The sequence below is a fragment of the Microcoleus sp. B9-D4 genome, from assembly GCF_036705105.1.
GTDB lineage: Bacteria > Cyanobacteriota > Cyanobacteriia > Cyanobacteriales > Microcoleaceae > Microcoleus.
Window position 1 is genome coordinate 27,002 of record NZ_JAUBTS010000007.1, and the last position, 18,320, is coordinate 45,321.

The window sequence follows — 18,320 nt, forward strand, 5'->3', positions numbered from 1 at the left end:
GTAATTGTGCCTAACGGCACTAATAAATTGATGTTATGCAAGTTAAATTGTCAATCATGGTCACAAGTAAAAAGCAAACCGCCGCCACTCCCATTCGCTCTCATTCACCAGTGCCTGCTAAATCTAAGCCACCTGAAAAACAGAACAGTCAAACAGTTAGCAGTAACAATGGAGCCAAATCAAAACCTCAACCTAACCTCAGCCCGGAGCAACTTGCTGGCGAGCTAGTCAAACAGATTCGCAATACAATTCATAAGAAGTACGGTGTGACAATTCAGCGTCGCGATAGCCGTATTTCGACAAAGGTTGGCCACGCAATTCGCGAAAAACTGGGATTGGATATTCAAGCTCAGTTGAACAAGCGCAACGGCAATGGCAATGGTAAAAAGTTCGACTGGCAAGAGTGGAACAATACTGTGTTTCCCAAGCTAGTTGGCCGACCCGAGGAACTCAAGTATGATGTCGAAGTTGTTGCCTTAGCGATGAGCCAAATTTACGATACAATTGCTGACAACCCGCAAGCTGCCATTGCCGATTTAATGGAGTTCAATGCTCAAAGCTTAAAGCGTCGCAACGAGTTAGCTAAATCCTCAGAAGAAGATACTGAAGAACTCGATGATGATGACGAGCTCGATGATGAAGATGATGAAATTGATGACATACTCGATGAAATTGATGACGAAGACGAAGACGAGGAAGGCGATGAGGATGAGGATGATGACGATGAGGAGGATGATTTTAGTTTAGACGAAGAGGAAGAATTTGAGGAAGACGACGAATAATTGCTAAAGTTTGATTAGAAAGCTCTGCTGAAAAAGCAGAGCATTTTTTTGCCTCTATCGAGGCCTTTTCTACGAATCGCAATTGAGGGTAATGATTGTCGCCACCGTCCGAATCAGGACGCTCTGGGAAGCAGACCCAACAAATTCACAATCAAGGAAATTTTGACCTTGATTGTGAATTTAATTTTACCCACTCACCCACCACTATTTTTTTTGAATTAATTGTAATTAGCAGACTGCCGTCGCTTTAGTTGTGAAAAAAAACACGCTTGAGTGTTAATCATGGCTAATCGCAAATCAGCTCCAACTCCGATGCAAAAGCAATTTGCAGAAACTCTTGAAGAACAGCGCTTCGAGATGTTTTTGCACGTTGCCCGCGAGTTAACGGGACGTGCCAAACAGCGACAGTTGCAGAAAGGTAAAGCTCTTGACTGGGAAGCGTTCAATACTTGGTTTAACAAGCAATATGAAGGCTACTCGGCTGACGAGATGCTTGAAGAAATCTTGAGCAACGTTTACTGGCTTTCATCTGAGCAAGCTGTGATTGACTTGCACTTCCGTTATATCGAATCGGCAGTCAAAGCTTCTCATAAGAAAAAGGCAACTGACGATAATGAAGAGATTGATGATTTTGTCAAGTAATCAATGACGACCCCCGATAAAGGGGATAAAATCCTGCTTGGAGCAGGATTTTATTTGCCCGCCCACCCACCGCATTAGTTCCGTTTGCGATATTTGCGATCGCATTCTCAGAAGGCTTTAGTAAGGTTTTGATATTAAACGCGAGCGCGTTTGAGAGATGTTCCACTTGCAAATAAATTATAATCATGTACGAACATATTCAGCATTTTCTCACCCTCACAATTGAAACTGTGGTAATTTTTGGTTACGGTGGCTTAATTGTTCACTATCTCGCTACGCTGTTAGCATCGAAGCGGATGAATCATTCTGAAAAACTCTCAGCAGAACTTGCCCCAGATTTTGTGCCTCTTCTCAATGAAATTGCTTCCTTTCCTGCTGTTACCGAATCGGCAGCAACTCCAGAACCCACAGAAGAACAGCGCCTCACCTCTTCGCTACAACTTAAAGCCGAATTTGCTTCTAATATTCAACTCGATACCGACACATTAAATCTACCCTTCATTCAAGTCGCTAGCCTGAGTCTCCGACAATGCCGCACCGTTATTCGAGCGCTCAATTCCACTCTCCCACGAAGTGAGCATATTCGCCTGAAACTAAACAAAAAAGATGTGCCAGCAGATTCGTTAAAATTTCAAATTAAGAAGCACTTTGAGCATCGACCGCAGCAAGTTGTCTCCCTAATTGAGCAAATTTTGAAAGCTAGTTAAAATGCTCGGAGAATCAACGACTAAATTAGTGTTCTTTTTCAAAAAAACTTCTGGTAACGAGTTGATAGAAAGTTTTTTTGAATGAACCCTCCTTTTCCTGACCAAGCTATTAGTTACTTTCTTCAGCGCCAAGGGGAATCAGACCCTTGCCAATCTGTTCGCTCAACTCGTTGAGACTCAATCCCAATTCAATGGCGATCGCACGAATTTCCTCCATCCTACCGACGTTACCTGGATATAAGCTACATAGCAGCATATCTGCCGGCAGCGAAGATTTTTTGTGCGGTTAATTGCAAGTCGGGAAAGATTGATGAAATAAGCCGATCGTCATTTTGAAACAACTGTTTTTGATACTCGTCTTCTCGCAGCGTACAAATTGTAACTGTCGGCTGTTTGGGTTTGCCAATATATTCTCTGCCGCCAATGCCCAGATAGTCAACAATCCAATACTCAGGCACTCCTAGTATGGCGTAATCTTCAACTTTGCGGGCGTAATCGTTCTGCCAGTTGGTGCTAACGACTTCAGCAATCAGTTTAATTGAGGAACCTGATGTAATTACAGGTTCTTGTTGCCACAAAGGTTCATTAATTAGTCGAGTTTGGTTTAATACAAGCACATCGGGGCGAAATGCTGTTGCTGTTCCTAATAGTTTGATGAGACAGCGAGGGGGGATAAGGTAGGGTAGATCCAGGCGGTCAATTTCTACATTCAGTTTTCGTCCCAGAAAACCGGATATTTGTTCGTGCGGCCCTGTTGGTTCCATTTCGGTTAATTCACCATCAATCAGTTCGTAGCAATCGCTGTCGCCGTAGCTTGTAATAAATTCATCAACAGTTATAAGTTTTGGATGTGATTGAACCATTATATTTTTTCCTGATATATTGGCAGGGCACAATACCGTAAGTTAGAACATTTTTTAACCGATAAAAACACCGTTGTTACTATTAATAAAACTTCTCGTAACTAGTTGATAGAAAGTTTTTTTGCTCTAACCTCTCTTTCCATATCTGGCAATTAGTTACTTTTTTCACCATTGCCAAGGGGAATCAGACCCCGGCCAATCTGTTCTATCAACTCGTTGAGACTCAATCCGCGTTCAATGGCGATCGCGCGAATTCCTTCCCATCCTACCGATGTTACCTGAATATTTCTTTGCTTCTTGGGTTCTTCATAGCGGGGTTGTCCCCCAGAGCGGTTGAGGTTGGCTAGTGAGTTGGGATGGGGGTGAATTCCTTTCCTAGGTGACATAGCGTGGATAGCATTTCCTTTTTTTTACTATTTTCGCATTTTCTGGAGGCTTCTCGACGATAACTATGTTAGTGTTGAATAGTTCAAGAAAATTCCTGCCCGCGCTGACTCCCCTACTCCGGTTGCGGTCGAGCGCGGGCGAGCCTTGCATTCAACAAACTCGCCAGGAATGCGTCAAATGCAATCAGAAGCAGACGATCGGGAGCCGCAAGCGTTAATTGTTTTGCCGGGGGGTATTGGAGGGTGTACCTCTTGTGCTGCGAAACAACTGCGAATCGACCCCGAATTTCAATCTCTCATTCCTCCCCTGAGTAAAGACGAAAAAGCCGCCCTGCAAGCGAGCATTCTGGAGGAAGGATGCCGCGATCCGTTAGTAGTCTGGGCCGAGGAAAAGCTTCTCATCGACGGCCACAACAGGTTCGCCATCTGTACCGCGCACGGCATACCATACAAAATTGTAGAGATGTCTTTTGACAGTCGGAATGCAGTCAAGGTCTGGACGATCGCCAACCAACTGGGACGGCGCAGCTTGACGCCAGAATCCGTTAGCTACCTGCGCGGCACCTGGTACGAGCTGACCAAGGAATCTCACGGGGGCAAGCGTTCGGCAAACTGTCATTTTGACAGTTTGACAGACAAAGTATCGCCAGATAGAGCAAGCTGTCAAAATGGCAGCTTGACAGACAAAACAATGCCAGATGAGGCAAGCTGTCAAAATGACCACTTGACAGACAAAACAATGCCAGAAGGAGCAAGCTGTCAAAATGGCAGCTTGACAGACAAAACAGCACGAGAGTTAGGAGAACGGTTCAAAGCTTCCCCCAGAACGATTTACCGGGATGCCCAATTTACTCGAGCTGTGGATGCTCTCAGTTTTATTGGAGGGGACGAAGTGAAGTGGAAAATACTGAATCGCTCTGCTGGGCTGACCAAGAAGCAGGTCATCGCTTTGGCAAACGACACTCGCAGCAATCCGGCTCAGGTTGCCAAAACTTTACAGGGGCGCGACAAAAAAGTAAAACCTGAAGGCGAACCTAAGATCGCCCACCACCTGACGCTCAAAATTGGTTCCTTGGTGGAAGTGTACGCGCCCGATCGCCAGGACGTTAACGGTCGGTTGGGGCGCATTCAGTCAGTGGGCGAGAAAACGGCTACCGTGTGGATGCGGCACATCCCTACTCTTGCCATGAATTTGCATACCTTCAAACACTCGGCTCTTACTGCTGTACCGCTCGAAAATCAACCCGGACTTCAAGAAATTTGCGATCGCACTGGCCGACTTCACCAATTAGGAAATCTAGATCCTTTTGAGATAGAAATCCTCAACTTGTTAGAAAGAGCAACGGTTCTTACTCCCACCGAATTGCAGTATTTAGAACATATTGAGAACACACACAAGCTTGATTGAGTGCCTCACAACTATTTTCCCTTTTGAGAACAGCAATAACTTCGGAAATTTTATTTGATTCACTTGACAGTTCAAACACTGAGCCAATCAATTTTTGTTGAGCTGCTAATTGTCGCAGTGAATAACAAGCGATCGCTCGCACTCGCTCAGGAGACTTGCTAGCATTTTTAGCAGCAAACGGCCCCCAGAAAGCACTCAGTACAATCTTAATCTGTTCCGATATTGGGTATGTTTGACTCAAACAGTAATCCCAAACCATGTTATCGAATGGGTCGTCTAGTGCAACTAAAACACCCGATATTTGCGACTGCACTTGCTTCTGATTTTGGTCAGGTAACGGCTGATTGTTCAAATTGGCAATCATAGATTTCTCCTGTTAAGCTAACTTATTTACATCCCATTCAAGACTTTAGTATTTGCCATCAAGGAACAAACTCTCGTTCTTGAGGGGAGCGAATCCACAAAGTACAAAATCCTTTTTGTGCAGGTTTACCCTCTACTGTCAGCGTCACCCCCAATCGATTTATCTCAGTTTCACACAATTTTTTGCCACCTTTCTCGCTCAACAAAGCTTGATTCCAGCTCATAAGTTGGCGAGCATATTTCCCTTCATTGCTTGTTGCCCACTGAATTGTATCCGCGTTCTTGCGAGCAAACTGACCCTCTTTGCTCAGCCCCCATTCGAGAGCTACAGCTTGTTCTAAAGTGAGCTGGCGCGGCCCTTTTGGGTCGAGTTCAGGCGGTGGAATGAACCGGGGCACAGCTAACCCGATAAAAGCGCCGATCGCCATTGCCCCTAACACCACCCCGCTCCCAAAAATCACCGACCAAATATCGTGAGCAACTTTCTCTAAAGCTGCTTGTCGCACTAGGGTGTAAACTGAGTTAGAAATGTGGCGATGTTGCACCTTAACAGCCGCTTTTCCCTGCCGTTCTAAAAACTCCCTGCTTTCTTTTTCCCAATTTTCAGTAAGCTGCCGAACTTGTTCCAGTTCTTGAGAAATAACAGCTTGAGAATCTTTCAAATCACCTTGCCATTGAGATTGCCAATTCTTGAAAAACTGGTCAATCTCTTGTGGTTTTTTTTCTAACAGCAGTTCGAGTTGACCTGTAGCCAGCAATACGATAAAAAGCGGGTCATTTTTATTGAGACCGTATCGGTAAGCTGTCTGAATGACATGAGAGCGAAATTTGGAGTCTTTGCCCTTGAGTACCTGGCTGATTAGTGACTCAGTATCTCTCTCGTACATGGGAGAGGCAGATAAAGGATCTCTGTTCAGAGCTTCTCTTTCCCTCGAATCATCGTCTATGAGTTCCCAAAACTCCTTTTCATTTAGCTTACTCCCATCGGATTTCAACTTTTCTTCTACTGCATCTTCTGGGAATGTATCTGGAGAATCGGGCAAACTTTGCGAATTTTCAGCGGATTGTATGGAATTATTTTTGGTATTATTAAGTCTGCCCTGTTCCCTTGGCGTTTCCAATATCTCGCCAAACTCTTCAGAGTCAACTTCGGAAAGTTCTTCTAAAAGTCGATCGGACATTTAACCTCCTACCTAATCAAAATCCTAATCTTTATGCTGTTCTGCTTCGCGCATTCTATAGTGTGAACTCATATTTTGTCCGTCTCCTAACGAGTTCATCACCCATTGATCTCGTTTCCGGCTGCATCGTCAGGTGATAAATTAGAGGGCAATTTATGAATGATTGTTACAAGTCGCCACCTATCTCGGCGCAATTTTCAGTTGTTCGATTCACAGTCAACAGCGTCGCCCTGAGCGGAGCGTCGCCCTGCCCTTCGACTACGCTCAGGAACCGCGTAGCCGAAGGGTCGAAGGGTCAACAGTCAACATCATGTCTGAGTGCAACCGGAATTGATATGACTGTAAAATTTACAGGAATACCCGCAAATTATCGGTTTAGACACTATCTGTAGTATTAAGATGTGTTTCGGCACACCCAGCCCGCTGGCCCAGTGGTGAAGAAGTTTTTGAAACCCTGGAAATCTCGTAGCGGGCGATCGATCAATCTTCTTCTTTTCAGAATTTAAACGCAATAAACAACGTTTATTGCTAATATCCAACGCCTGGGATAACACAACTGCGTTGATTGCACTCAGCCAGCGGGCTGGTTTCGGCACACCCTATCAGTAGAGTCTGTGCGTAAGCCTTAATTTAGATTCTTAAAAGCTTACGATACCTTTTTTACAAATTACAGCCTCCTGAGACTTTACAACCTGTTGCTTATTTGGTTACTCATTTTGTTGCTCATTTTCTCTCTGCATTTCCTCATTTTTTTTTTGTTCATAAGGAGCGATGACGTCTTTTTTATTGCGATTGGGTGCGTTGTTAAACAAACCTACATCTTCTATCAGACGGAAACAGTCTTCCAGAAAAGTATGCAATCGCTGCTGACTAATCAAGAAGAATTCAGAGTGTTTCATTGCTTGAGAAAATGACAACCGCTTCGTATCAATAAACTTGCGCTCTCTTGCACTCAGAGCAGGCAAATCTACCACAGGAATTCGGTAATTATTAATGAGCTTGTTCATTTCCTTATGGCTTTGTACGTGCGACCAATCTTTGCAAACTCCAAAATTGCGGACAAAAATGTGATTGAGCTGACCTTCAAAGTAGTTGAAAGAGTCAATAAACATTTCAATGCTGTCCGTCGTGCCACCGCAAATAAACCACTTGCATACATCAACTCCTGACTGCTCTTTAAAATCAGGAGAGGTTAAATTAGCTTCGTCAATCCATTTGTTGATAATGCTGTAAACCCGAGCTGGTAAATTGACAATCACAGGAGTTTCTACTGCTGTTTCAAAAATAATATCGATATCGAAAAACTTCTCTTCATCTTCAACTAAAGCTACGATTTTTGCATTGTGTTCAGGATAGCGCTGCTGCACGTCAGGATTTTGAAAATCGCCATCAATTAACGTGTACAGCAGTTCATACTTCTGATTGAATTCAACCAGAATCCGAGTTAGCATCGACTTGCCAACACCACCTTTCTCGCCGTCAACCAAGTGAATCATGTTAGTCATTTCATTCCTCCTTGCTGGATGTCGATGTCTATTCAAGACTTAATAATTTTTAACTAAAGCTAGGCCCGACCATTGCCGGATCGAAACCAGCTAAGTTAAATGCGCTGTTTTCAAACTCAACTTCTCCCGAAAATTCCTCTGGTTCTTTTTCTTCGGGCAAACTTGCGGGATTTGAACTCTCAGGGGCAGTTAATTCCGTAGCAATAGATGCACCTGAATTCGATAAGTGAGGGAAAGTAGCTAAAGGAATTAAACCCGAAGAAATACCAGGGGCAATTACTCCTAACTCGGTACAGTTAAATCCCGCATCTCGGCAAACTTCATCTATCTGCCTAAGCAAAAAATTAATGCTTTCTCGCCTCAAATACTCTAACTCTGTACTAGAATGACTACCGCTATTGCGTAATGATGCTAACAGCCACCGCGCTTTGATTAGAGGTAAAATCGTTTCCTGTAAACTAAAAAAAGGATGATTTTGCAGGTAAGATAGCAAGATAGCGTCTTCGGAATCTGGCAAAACTTGACAGCGCCAGCAAAATTCCTTGTAACGTTTTCTAGGCATAATTCCTCACCTTCTTTCCAGCACCTCGGTAGGGTCCTCCCAATAAGAGAGCTGCATCTAAGTTTGCTTCTGATTCCTCTAATGAAGGTTCTGTATTGGACGACTCCTCCTCCTCACTCCATTTATTAGAATCATCTAAGCAGCTATCTTTGATACTTGAATCAGCATTTTGTTGAGCGCAAACTTCACTGTTTTGTTCAGTAATAATTTCAGTGTTTTGTTCAGTGGGTTCCTCAAATTTTTGTTCAGCGGGTTCTTCAAATTTTTGTTCAGTAATATCTTCAGTCTTTTGTTCAGTAGATTCCTCAAATTTTTGTTCAGTAGATTGCTCGGATTTAGCGTGAGTAAATTGCTCAATTTTTAATTGAGTAGGTGGCTCGGATTTTGGGTGAGTAGGTTGTTCAGATTTGGGCTTGGTAGATTGTTCAGATTTGGGCTTGATAGATTGTTCAGCACATTCTTTTACACTCTGTATATCAGTTGGAGGGAGTGGAGCATCTCCTGAAGTAGAAGTTGTATCTTCTGCCCTCTGAGAAGTTGCCGCAACAGAGCTTTGCCTCAGTACCTCAAACTGAGATTTGAAGTAAGAAAATAGTCCGTAAACATCAGCTATGCGGCAACCTAAACCATCAGGGTCAAGTGTTTTTGGCACTGTTATGCCTGCGTGCCAAGACAGCGAATAAGGAGAAAACTGATTTCGCAGTTCTGGCTTCATATATTCAGAAGTCCCCCCGCAAAATACAATTTCATCTAAATCGGGCGGCAGCACTTCATTAATCCAATGAGATAGCATTCGAGCGTAGTCGAAGCGAGACAGCTTGACTGCTTCAATCAATTGGTCAACTTCTCGATCTTTAGCTGTTTCCTCTCGATTCCGAGCAATTCGGTAAAAGTAAGGGCGGTTGTAGCTTACGCCCGCTTGAGCGATTGATAAAGCCAAACGGGAAGCATCGTAGTTAGATGTTCGCTCTTGAACTAGATCCACCAACCTTACCATTCCTAAGTCTGAAGTTTTGCCCTTACCGACAGCACCGCGTGCCGAAACTATTACCGAAGCATTGCGAAATCCTACCATAACAAAGGCAGTTACCCGCTGCTTGAAGGCTGAACCTAAATTACTGTTGTGGATCAAAGCAATGCCGCCGCCTTCTTGCAAAGCTTGGGTTTTGTCCAGGGTAACGGAGAGCTTGCCTGTGGGTGTTTCAAATGAAGCAGAGTATTGACTTAAGAGTTCAAAAAATTGCTTGGAGTCATTAAACTCGCCTGGGGGCAAGAAAACGGAGATCGCAGCGCTAAATTGACTGCCTAAATCTAACTTCCGCGACACTACCCACAAAGCTGCTAGAGCTTTGTACAAAGCGCTACTGTACTTCAGTCCCGCTAAACCGATGTGAGCATTGAATTGCGATGCTGCTAGGTAACCAACGGCTCGGCATTCATTACCAATTGCCACCCAAGCAATATTTTCGGGAGATGCTGATGCGAGGTTGGGTTGTGTGAAACAATTGGCTATGTCTTGGCTCACTGGCCCCACCTGCGATTCCATTACAAAGGAGTTCGCTTTACTGCCTGCTTGCGAGCTTTGGCAGAAAACTCTAGTAGATAAGCCGCCAAAATCTATAGCCAGAATCGCATCTGGTATTGAGGATTTTTTCTTCATAAACGCTGGCTTTTATTACGTTACAAAATGATAGTATTGGCTTCAGTTTAAGTCTGACCTCACCAAATCCGGTGGTTTTGGATAATTAAAATAGCCCCCTCCAAATGGCGGGGACAGGCTGCCTTTCAAGGAAAAAATCTTGGGTAGATTATCAGGGAAAGAGCTTTAGAGTTGTAAGAAACGGTGTAGGTATTGTGAGTGAGATACCGAGCAGGTACGCCCAAAGTATCTTCAATAAAGTGTTTGAGTTCGGTGTGGGAGTAGCACTTCTCGAACGTACCCCACTTGGTAATTACGCCATCGTTATAAGCAATACCCGCATGATTGGTCGATCGCGGGCGTGATAGCACTAACCACCAGAGTTGGGCGGGTTAAGTGGTAAGCAGAGGTCATACTAAATCAACTTAATATCAAGAGTAATTTTAAATATACGAAAAATTTAAAGTAAAGGGCTACCGCTAGGGTGTAAAAAATAGGGAGTAAGCTATGCTCTACGCTTTGATTAATTCAACAGGAATCCATCGGCTGGAAGTAGAAGAAAAGTTGGAACTTGCAGATTTGCAAAACCGAGTGGGCATTGCAGGTGAACCTGCGTTCATAGAATATGTCCGGAATCAATTTCCAGATCCCGCGATAGACCTAATCTGTGATGAGGAATTCTTATACAAGGAATTGCCCTTAACCTGCATTACTCGTCGCAGTATTGCACTTGGCGGTCAAGTGATTGCTACTGCCTGTACGGATGATGGTGAAACAATAGGGTTGACCGAAGCTCAGTTTCAATTAGTCGCGACAAATCTGATTATTGCGAGCAGGATCTAATCTATCATGCCTCAAGTTTGCGCTTGGGGCAACTTCCTTACCCCGAAACTCCTGAAACCGACTCAATTGTGCAGCAAGCATGGCAACACATGAACCCAGACCAACGTGCTCTGATTTCCAGTCGCTGTGAGGCTCACCGAGGGCGCACTAAGTCATTGCATTTACTTACTGTAGAACTGGAGGACTTGGATAAGCTAATCGACAACATCGAAGGTGAAGAAATCACACCCGAATTAGAAGTAGCGGTGCAACAACTCTTAGAACAACGGGGTAGTACCTACGAGCAATGGCTTTCCAAGGTTGATAACTACTGCGCTGCCATTACCAACCGCCATGCCCTGAGCCAACAACGTAAATCTGAAGCAGAACGCCTGAATAAACTCGCAGCTACCGACAGCAAACGAGTGAATTGGATGAAACAGCAACTCAAGAGCTGTCTCAAATCTCAGGGTGTCAAGAAACTAAGGCTGCGCCGCATCCACTTAACTATCAGCAACAATGGCGGAGTTTTGCCCCTCAAACTCCCTTGTGAAGTAAATCAACTTCCTCCCCAGTTTCAACGCATTGAAGTATCGCCCGATAATTCAGTCATCCGACAAGCCTTGGAAGCGGGAGATATCGAAGCTCAGAAAGTTGCACAATTCGGAGGACGCGAAACTCATTTGAGCGTTTTATAGATTGCCATTAAGCAGCAAATAATCACTTTTTACCAAGGACTATTTCCTGCTGAATGTTAACATAAAAACAAAAGTAATTTTAATAAGATAGCTGTCGCTAGTGTAGAAAAAACACTAAGTTAAAGGTACACAATGCACTGCTGTTTAGGGTTAGATTGTCCTCAAATGGGTTTAGATGAAGGCGGAGAGTGGGGAGCCTCTCATAGTTGTAAAAACACTTATTCTGGCTCCTTCCTTCTTCCTTCTTCCTCTTTCCTCCTGGCTCCTGGCTCCTAACTCCAATTTCTAGCTTGGCTGCAAAAGTGAGATGTTCCCGGAGAGTGCATCAACGAAGAAAGTTGCTACCGTTACACAGAAGCTGGGAATTTGTACGAAATAGTGCTACTCAAAGGATTCCCAGGTGCGGTGTATCTTTGCTGGCATAGCAAGGATAATGCGAACACCGAATGGACTGATGAAAAGTGGGGGTTCAAGCACCTCAACAACTGCGATTGGTTGCTGCACAGCAGCGCATCATTGAATGCCTTTGCAGAATGGCAACACGCCTATTACAAACTAAGCTCTAGAAACAATACCAAGTATGTCCGCAGTGACTTATTTGATGACTTTGAGTATTTGAGAAAGCAGGTAGACCCAGACTACGGGAAACGCCAAGAAAGCAGCGCTCTCATCCTATTTGAATAACAGAACACATAAAAATGACCAGAAACATTCACACATTCCTCAGAACGGCTTGCTTCGTGAGATGCCGTCACCATTCCCATCACGAACGAGGATACACCTTAAAGCATCATAAACTTGAGGGCATCATTCAAGTTTGGTTCAACTCTTTTGAGCTGTTGGATGAGGCAGAAAAAGTTTTGAGAACAGAAGGGCTTGAACTAAAGATAACTTTGGCTGATCAATCTAACGGCTGTTTTCTTTCGCTCGATTGTTAGATAACTACTACACTCTGGGATTAATGGAGTCATAAAAGATGCAGATTTTCTCATTGAGGAAGTACAATCCCATGTCTCATTCCAATCGGATGGTATCGCGCTATGAGTATCCCAACTGCTATCACGACAATGTGTATAACTTCAAAAAAATGATTTATCCAATCAACCCGTTTGATGATGGGGTATGGATTGAAGCTAGTCGGGTTCCGCCTGAAGTGTTCGTGCAGTCTATTAAAGTAGAGTTTATTCTGAGAGATGCGAAAAATCCTTGGCTGAATGTCATCAAAAATGATTCATCAGAAATGATGGTTCGTGTTGATGCCCAATGGATTCAAACATTTAAAATACCCCGATATCTGGGAGGTAACTCAAATGAAATAACAACAAAATAAAGAGCAATTCGTTGTTGAGCATTGACTAAAACAACGGTAGATATTGAATACACGAAAGGCCAAAAAACCAGCGTTTCCATGCCCTTTTACTTGAACAAGGAGGAATCATGTTAGGAACACACTTCATCGAATTACCCGTAGCGATGCCACCCATGTTACCGGGGATGGTGGGAGTCAACAACACTCAATACTTTGCTCTTTATTACCAAGGAAGCAAAGCCACCTGGAGTAATGGCAGAGCAATGGCTACATTTAGCTACTACGCCGTGTATGCGCCACTGATAGAACACATAACTCTCGCAATCCACTTAGAATCTTACAACTTAGGCTCTGATGATGAATTGCCCGAACACGCAATTTTATGCGACACTGTTCGCCATAAAATGTATGTCGGCGCGTACAAAGAAATCGATTATTTCCTGTTACAGCAGCATCCCCATGAGCCGTCCCAGTTGACCGCCCAAGAGTTTGAAGAAGCCGTGAAAGCGGTGGAAAGTATGACCTTAGAGCAAATGCAGCGTTTGGGAATGTTCGAGATGTTCGGCAACACCAATCCCCAAGCGCGCCTCGCAACCGCAGAATTGGTGCAGTGGCTAGACCAACAAATCACCGAAGAATTGATACAGCAATATATCCAATTAGCTAATCTGGGTAATTGGACAGCGGTGAGGGCATTAGACACCCTCAAGCGTAGAATCTCAGAAGGTAAGAAATACCACCAGCAATTAGAGAGCAACTAAATTATCTATGCCGGAGAAGTCTCGATATTACAGCCCCGGCATGGGTACAAAACACCCATAGTGTAGCAAACGCGGAGTTAGCCCATGAAGCGATTGACTTGGAGGGATAAAGCAATTTATTCAGTAATTTTCTCGATGCTTGGCAGCTTTCTAAGAGTAACGAAGACCTTTAACAACCAGCCGGGAAGTCCCTCGGTATATTTAGAGGGGATTAATCTGAGCGCTGCGCGAAGTACCCCGAATAAATTACCGCAGGGACTTCCCGGCTGGTTGTTAAACAAAAATACGAAATTTCCTCTTCAACGGCGAACACGCTCGCGCTGGAAAACTGTAAAGCTACCTTTAAACAAAGTAAACGGACACCAGCGGATTCGGATCGGATACATTGTTTCATGCCGATTCCAGAGAGCACTCCATAATATCCCAGTCAATGCCATCATCGGGGAACAAGGATAATTGCCCTGGCGATACGTTTGATTGACCGCGATTGTGATAGGACAGGTGACACGCGGTACACAGAGCGATTAAGTTTTCTGGGCGATTGTCCTCCGGTATCCGATTGCGATGGTGCACCGCTAAAGTTAAGGCACATCGTTCAGATTTGGTTAAGCCGCTTTGTTTACCGGGTCGGAGTTTACCGGGTCGGAGGCATTGTTGATGGCACTTTGCACAACGCCACCCCGCGTTTTCTTTCACCGAAAGCGCAATCTCTTGCCAATTGTCGGGATATCTCTTTGGTTTAGGCATAGCGGTAAAAGCTCATCTTTTCAAAATAGGGCGATCGCTCTGTTATCGAAGTAAATTCAATTCAAAGTTGTCAGCAGTCAATGTCAACTTCAACGCTGTCTTAATTCTCCCACAGGAATTCTGCCAATAAGCGAAAATCTTCAACGGTGGGCTTATACTCGCAAGCTACTTCCCATGCTTCGGTTAAAATAGCCCATTGTTCGGGAGTCTTAGGTTTTTGGCGCACCAGACAGAGTGAGGAAATTGGTTTTGATGCGGGCTTCTGATGGGTTAACCCCCGATTTTACCAGTTGTAGTTCAAATGATGGATGGATGCTGCTGGCAAGGATGTCGGCATAGTCCATTTCCAGCAAATTGATTTGTTCGATCGGCCAGTCAGTCATTCTCTGCATTCCATATTTCTTAGTGCCTATCTGCCATCATTTCACGCTTGTCTCATTCTTGAGCGATCGCCAAGTAAGAACACACAAAGTACACAGCAGCAGAAACTCGCTTGACGATCGCACACAGTCCCAGCGACCCCTGGGTTTTTTAGTTGGTGACTTTTGGGATGACGAGCGTTGGTGAGGAAACTTGAAAAGCAGTGGCTACACAACTTCTGTTAAGCTTGCTAGATTAGCGAGTAGTCTAAAAAATCAACCCTATGAATTCACTAACCTTTTTGCACAACATCAACATCAACAGCGCCATCATCAGCGTTTTGAACTTGGTGCTGTTTCTTGAATTGACGATCGCCTGTTGCCGGGGAATGTACCGGGGTTGGACGATCGGTGAAGCAACTGTTGGCAAAATATTCTTACTAACCACGATCGCTGCAATCATGTTTCGCTTCTGACAATCGTGGCCGCATGAGTTTGCGGTGTTAAGTGTGTGGCCTCAATGCGCGTTCTGGGTGTTTGCTGGGGGATTAGTCGGCTGCACTTCCAAGTGGGGTGTCGAGCGAGTGTTTTCCCGTTGCTGATAATTATCGTTCCGAACTATCGCTTTACATCGAATCTCTAGCTCGCAACATTTGGAATAGCCCAGTGCTGAGGGGGTTTCGTACTTGGAATAAGTTATTCCGCATTGGGGACATCAATTAGTAAACAGCGGGTAAGCGCCTAAAAGTTCTAAGTGTTGCAGGATAAGTTCGCCATTCTAGTAGCTCGCGCTCTCTTCCATAAATTATCCATCCAGTTTTGTGTTGGGGCTTTCTTAAAAATCCGGTTAAGTGCTGCTGGTGTTGTGATCTGTTAACACTTGTGCTATATTCTGAAGTCTTTATCCTTCTAAAATGCTTAATTGTCGTGCAAGTACCGGGTGTGACAGTAAGAGCCAGCCCAACCCTTGCTGGTCATAGGATGTAGCCATGACATCCTACTGATAGGACTATGCAAGTAGCATACGCGAATCAGCTTGTAAGGTGTGTCAGACTCTGATTATGGATAGATTCTCACATTATCAGGGGGTTCTTATCGGGTCTACCTTATTAATTGGGAGACTTGCATAGCTCCTGGTTAAGTAAGTTATTCTATCAAACAATTAACTAATCAAGATGTAATGTTTTAGTCCAAAAACTTAGTAATGCAAAAATTTAATAAAGTCGTAAAAGTACAATACAATTAATAGTATAAATTTTACCGCAAGCAACAAGTGTAAAATTAACAGGTGCGGACATCGGCTACACTTGTCTACGTTCGTTGGTTGGAAGAAGTGAGGTATGTGTGCAGACTAGGTGTTTAGAGTCAGAGGTGGTATTTGCTTCGAGCGAGGAGCTAGTTCAGATTAAGGTGCTTGCCGATGTGCATCGGCAAGAGATAGGCTTTGTGAATCGGGCAGTCCTGGCAGAAGCGATCGCAAGTCGTGAAATTCTTTACCACCCCTTCGGCTTTCTCCATTTTCATCACCGTCGAGACAAGATATCTACTCTTTACCATCTTTGCGTTTCCCCCGACCACCGCAGGCTAGGCATGGGTCGTCAGCTTATTTGGGCATGGGAAAAACACAGTAGGAAGTGCGGTATTACAAAACTGCGCCTAAAATGCCCCCTGGACATAGAAGCTAACGGGTTTTACAACAAGATGGGATTTGATCGGGTTCAAATTGAACCTGGTAAACGCCGCTCTTTGGTTGTTTGGGAAAAGATATTATGCTCTAATATTCTCCTGACAATTCCCAAGTTTGTGGCTGCCGTAAGTGCTGGCGGCCCTGAGATTGAACGCAGTCGGCAGTTGTGGAATTCTAGCGGTGATCGGCGTAATCCCTTTGAAAACGTTCTTTACTCACCGATAACGTGCCCAGCTTCTACTACAGAATACTTTCGTCAACAAAAAGATGTGGGAAACATTTCGGAAGTTTGGCTAGATTGCGGTGCATATCAGGTGCAACAGGGGAAATTTACTTACGATCGACTGCTGGAATTTTTAGATAATTTTTATCGCAATAATACTTGGGCAGATGGGTATGTATTGCCCGATATTGTACCCATCTCAACTGATTCAGATGAAATAGTGGAGTACAAAGTTCGCGAAACGCTTTACCATTGCGAAAAATTTTTCGGTAAAATGCCTGTTTATGTACAAGAACGCGCGATCGCCCCCGTACACGGACGCACTATCAACCAAATCAATCGCTGCATTGAAACCTATGCAAAAATGGGTATTACCCGTATCGGCTTTGGCTCTTGGGGAACGTCAGGACCCAACGGCAGCGTTAATATGATTTCTGAATCTAGTTTGGCATTGTTTAAGATTGTTGGCAGTATCGCCCGCGAAAAAAACATGAAAGTTCACTGCTTTGGCATTGGCGGTCCAAACAGCTTTTATCGCCTCCGCAACAACTCCCTTGTACCCCATAGCTTAGATAGCTCAACCTGGTCAAAAGCAGGAGCCTTCGGCAGCATCTTTTTTCCGGGTACTTCTCAAATTCAAATTACCGTTAGACGCGGTTTTGAAACTACTAAAACTGGTCTAGAGGAACTCAAAAAATCTACGCAACATTCATGTTACTTTTGTCAAAGTATTGATAAATTGAGAACAAGCCGAGAATATCGGATTATGCACAATTTAACTGCTTGGTTAGATACTTTAGAACGCGCTTTATGAGCAATAAATTAACTTTACATATTCAGCAAAATACTACGCTAGAAAGAGTAGCTATAATTCTTGATTTTTTGAAAAATAAAGAAACAAATTTTGAACAACTTGGAGCTAGTTGTAATTTAGGGCTTTCCGTTCTCCAAAAAGTGGTATTTCCCTTCTTGCGAAATCTTTCAATTATTTCAAAAAAAAATCCCCCCTCACTGACACCTCTTGGTCAAGTTGCAGCTAAAATTCAAGAGTCTAACCCCGAATTGCTAGGAGATTTTTTACATTTAGTAATTTATAATCTACACCAAGAAGAAGCTGAAAAAAGGTTTTCTTGGACTTATGCTACAGTTGTACAACAACTCTGGTTGCGAAAAGAAGTTGTTTTATCACCGCCCGAAAAAAAGTCCCTAGTTGGAGAAGTAATTGAAAAGGCTGCTGTGAAGTTTGAACTACCTACCAGTGAAATAGCATTTAGTGATACGAGTGTGGCTGGTGCCCTCAATTGGCTGCGATCGTTATCACCCAGTGTTATAGAACCAGAAGGCAAATACGAACACTTCAGCCGTCGCTACTTCAGTGCCGCTCCTATTTTACTTCAGGCAGTAGACACAATCTACAAACAGCAACAACGAACCTATGGAGTCAAGATTTTCTTGCGAGAAGAAGTTCAAGAGGCTATTTGTCAAATGTTGTTGCTAGATCCGAGCGGATTAGATGGTAGCATAGATAATGCTAAATGCACCTATGATTATGATCGAGGTGGCTTCTTTGACTGTGGCTATGAAGGGGGATACGGACAATGGGTAATGCTAACTCAATCCCCTGAGTGGACTCAATTGCTTTAGCTAAGTATTAGCATTCTCCGAGACACACTTTA

Annotated in this window: 24 protein-coding genes; 13 read left to right on the plus strand and 11 right to left on the minus strand. The window is 43.9% G+C overall.

The features are described 5' to 3' along the window. Positions 1-35: 35 nt before the first annotated feature. From QUB24_RS06140 to QUB24_RS06150, 3 genes are all read left to right on the plus strand, one after another. The gene (locus QUB24_RS06140) at positions 36-782 is read left to right on the plus strand and encodes a hypothetical protein (protein ID WP_333151685.1); all 747 of its coding nucleotides are present in this window, start codon (positions 36-38) and stop codon (positions 780-782) included. A gap of 282 nt (positions 783-1,064) precedes the next feature. Then, entirely contained in the window at positions 1,065-1,424 is a 360-nt protein-coding gene (locus QUB24_RS06145) for a hypothetical protein (protein WP_015179737.1), read from the plus strand. 185 nt (positions 1,425-1,609) lie between these two features. Then, positions 1,610-2,131, plus strand: coding sequence for a hypothetical protein (locus QUB24_RS06150; RefSeq protein ID WP_333151687.1), 522 nt, complete (start codon positions 1,610-1,612; stop codon positions 2,129-2,131). A gap of 109 nt (positions 2,132-2,240) precedes the next feature. Here QUB24_RS06150 and QUB24_RS06155 read toward each other — a convergent pair whose 3' ends face one another. The 3 genes from QUB24_RS06155 to QUB24_RS06165 form a co-directional block, all read right to left on the minus strand. Then, positions 2,241-2,387, minus strand: a complete 147-nt coding sequence (locus QUB24_RS06155) for a hypothetical protein (RefSeq protein WP_333151689.1) — start codon at positions 2,385-2,387, stop codon at positions 2,241-2,243. Beyond that, positions 2,374-2,994 carry a Uma2 family endonuclease gene (locus tag QUB24_RS06160; protein WP_333151692.1) on the minus strand — a complete coding sequence of 207 codons (621 nt, stop codon included), beginning with the start codon at positions 2,992-2,994 and terminating at the stop codon, positions 2,374-2,376. Before QUB24_RS06160 ends, QUB24_RS06155 begins: the two co-directional genes overlap by 14 nt. A gap of 152 nt (positions 2,995-3,146) precedes the next feature. Then, positions 3,147-3,380, minus strand: coding sequence for a hypothetical protein (locus QUB24_RS06165; protein ID WP_194012320.1), 234 nt, complete (start codon positions 3,378-3,380; stop codon positions 3,147-3,149). 169 nt (positions 3,381-3,549) lie between these two features. Between QUB24_RS06165 and QUB24_RS06170 the strand changes: the two genes are divergently transcribed. Beyond that, entirely contained in the window at positions 3,550-4,788 is a 1,239-nt protein-coding gene (locus QUB24_RS06170; RefSeq protein ID WP_333151695.1) for a hypothetical protein, read from the plus strand. On the opposite strand, the gene QUB24_RS06175 is transcribed toward QUB24_RS06170, so the two are convergent. From QUB24_RS06175 to QUB24_RS06200, 6 genes are all read right to left on the minus strand, one after another. After that, entirely contained in the window at positions 4,730-5,152 is a 423-nt protein-coding gene (locus QUB24_RS06175; protein ID WP_333143561.1) for a hypothetical protein, read from the minus strand. The genes QUB24_RS06170 and QUB24_RS06175 overlap by 59 nt on opposite strands. Positions 5,153-5,210: 58 nt before the next feature. Further along, complete coding sequence (locus QUB24_RS06180) at positions 5,211-6,332, minus strand: DUF6753 family protein (protein ID WP_333143562.1); 1,122 nt, start codon at positions 6,330-6,332, stop codon at positions 5,211-5,213. A 707-nt stretch (positions 6,333-7,039) separates the two neighbouring features. Next, complete coding sequence (locus QUB24_RS06185) at positions 7,040-7,837, minus strand: mobilization protein MobD-like protein (protein ID WP_333151697.1); 798 nt, start codon at positions 7,835-7,837, stop codon at positions 7,040-7,042. A gap of 49 nt (positions 7,838-7,886) precedes the next feature. Beyond that, positions 7,887-8,399: a hypothetical protein gene (locus QUB24_RS06190; protein ID WP_333143564.1), complete on the minus strand. Its 513-nt coding sequence runs from the start codon at positions 8,397-8,399 to the stop codon at positions 7,887-7,889. Continuing rightward, positions 8,392-10,059, minus strand: a complete 1,668-nt coding sequence (locus QUB24_RS06195) for a hypothetical protein (protein ID WP_333143565.1) — start codon at positions 10,057-10,059, stop codon at positions 8,392-8,394. The genes QUB24_RS06190 and QUB24_RS06195 overlap by 8 nt, the downstream gene beginning before the upstream one ends. 125 nt (positions 10,060-10,184) lie before the next feature. Then, positions 10,185-10,409 (minus strand): hypothetical protein, encoded by a 225-nt coding sequence (locus tag QUB24_RS06200; protein ID WP_333151699.1) that lies wholly within the window; start codon positions 10,407-10,409, stop codon positions 10,185-10,187. A 136-nt stretch (positions 10,410-10,545) separates the two neighbouring features. Between QUB24_RS06200 and QUB24_RS06205 the strand changes: the two genes are divergently transcribed. The 6 genes from QUB24_RS06205 to QUB24_RS06230 all read left to right on the plus strand — a co-directional run bounded on the left by QUB24_RS06205 (position 10,546) and on the right by QUB24_RS06230 (position 13,628). Further along, entirely contained in the window at positions 10,546-10,881 is a 336-nt protein-coding gene (locus QUB24_RS06205) for a DUF3846 domain-containing protein (protein WP_333151703.1), read from the plus strand. Positions 10,882-10,904: 23 nt separating this feature from the next. Then, entirely contained in the window at positions 10,905-11,558 is a 654-nt protein-coding gene (locus QUB24_RS06210; protein WP_333151705.1) for a siphovirus Gp157 family protein, read from the plus strand. Between the two features lie 366 nt (positions 11,559-11,924). After that, positions 11,925-12,242 carry a hypothetical protein gene (locus QUB24_RS06215; RefSeq protein ID WP_333151707.1) on the plus strand — a complete coding sequence of 106 codons (318 nt, stop codon included), beginning with the start codon at positions 11,925-11,927 and terminating at the stop codon, positions 12,240-12,242. Positions 12,243-12,256: 14 nt separating this feature from the next. Next, on the plus strand, positions 12,257-12,496 hold the full coding sequence (locus tag QUB24_RS06220; protein ID WP_333151709.1) for a hypothetical protein: 240 nt from the start codon (positions 12,257-12,259) through the stop codon (positions 12,494-12,496). Between the two features lie 71 nt (positions 12,497-12,567). After that, positions 12,568-12,888, plus strand: coding sequence for a hypothetical protein (locus QUB24_RS06225; RefSeq protein ID WP_333151711.1), 321 nt, complete (start codon positions 12,568-12,570; stop codon positions 12,886-12,888). A gap of 107 nt (positions 12,889-12,995) precedes the next feature. Continuing rightward, entirely contained in the window at positions 12,996-13,628 is a 633-nt protein-coding gene (locus tag QUB24_RS06230) for a hypothetical protein (protein ID WP_333151713.1), read from the plus strand. Positions 13,629-14,018: 390 nt separating this feature from the next. Here the strand turns inward: QUB24_RS06230 and QUB24_RS06235 are convergent, their stop codons facing one another. Together QUB24_RS06235 and QUB24_RS06240 are read right to left on the minus strand one after the other, a co-directional pair. Then, positions 14,019-14,375: an HNH endonuclease gene (locus tag QUB24_RS06235; protein ID WP_015179769.1), complete on the minus strand. Its 357-nt coding sequence runs from the start codon at positions 14,373-14,375 to the stop codon at positions 14,019-14,021. A gap of 209 nt (positions 14,376-14,584) precedes the next feature. Further along, a complete protein-coding gene (locus QUB24_RS06240) occupies positions 14,585-14,767 on the minus strand; it encodes a hypothetical protein (RefSeq protein WP_333142813.1) in 183 nt (60 codons plus the stop codon). Between the two features lie 251 nt (positions 14,768-15,018). Here QUB24_RS06240 and QUB24_RS06245 point away from each other — a divergent pair, with 251 nt between their 5' ends. From QUB24_RS06245 to QUB24_RS06255, 3 genes are all read left to right on the plus strand, one after another. Then, complete coding sequence (locus tag QUB24_RS06245) at positions 15,019-15,210, plus strand: hypothetical protein (protein WP_333142812.1); 192 nt, start codon at positions 15,019-15,021, stop codon at positions 15,208-15,210. Between the two features lie 868 nt (positions 15,211-16,078). After that, the gene (locus tag QUB24_RS06250) at positions 16,079-17,458 is read left to right on the plus strand and encodes a GNAT family N-acetyltransferase (protein WP_333142811.1); all 1,380 of its coding nucleotides are present in this window, start codon (positions 16,079-16,081) and stop codon (positions 17,456-17,458) included. Beyond that, positions 17,455-18,288 carry a hypothetical protein gene (locus tag QUB24_RS06255; RefSeq protein ID WP_333142810.1) on the plus strand — a complete coding sequence of 278 codons (834 nt, stop codon included), beginning with the start codon at positions 17,455-17,457 and terminating at the stop codon, positions 18,286-18,288. The genes QUB24_RS06250 and QUB24_RS06255 overlap by 4 nt, the downstream gene beginning before the upstream one ends. Positions 18,289-18,320 lie beyond the last annotated feature (32 nt).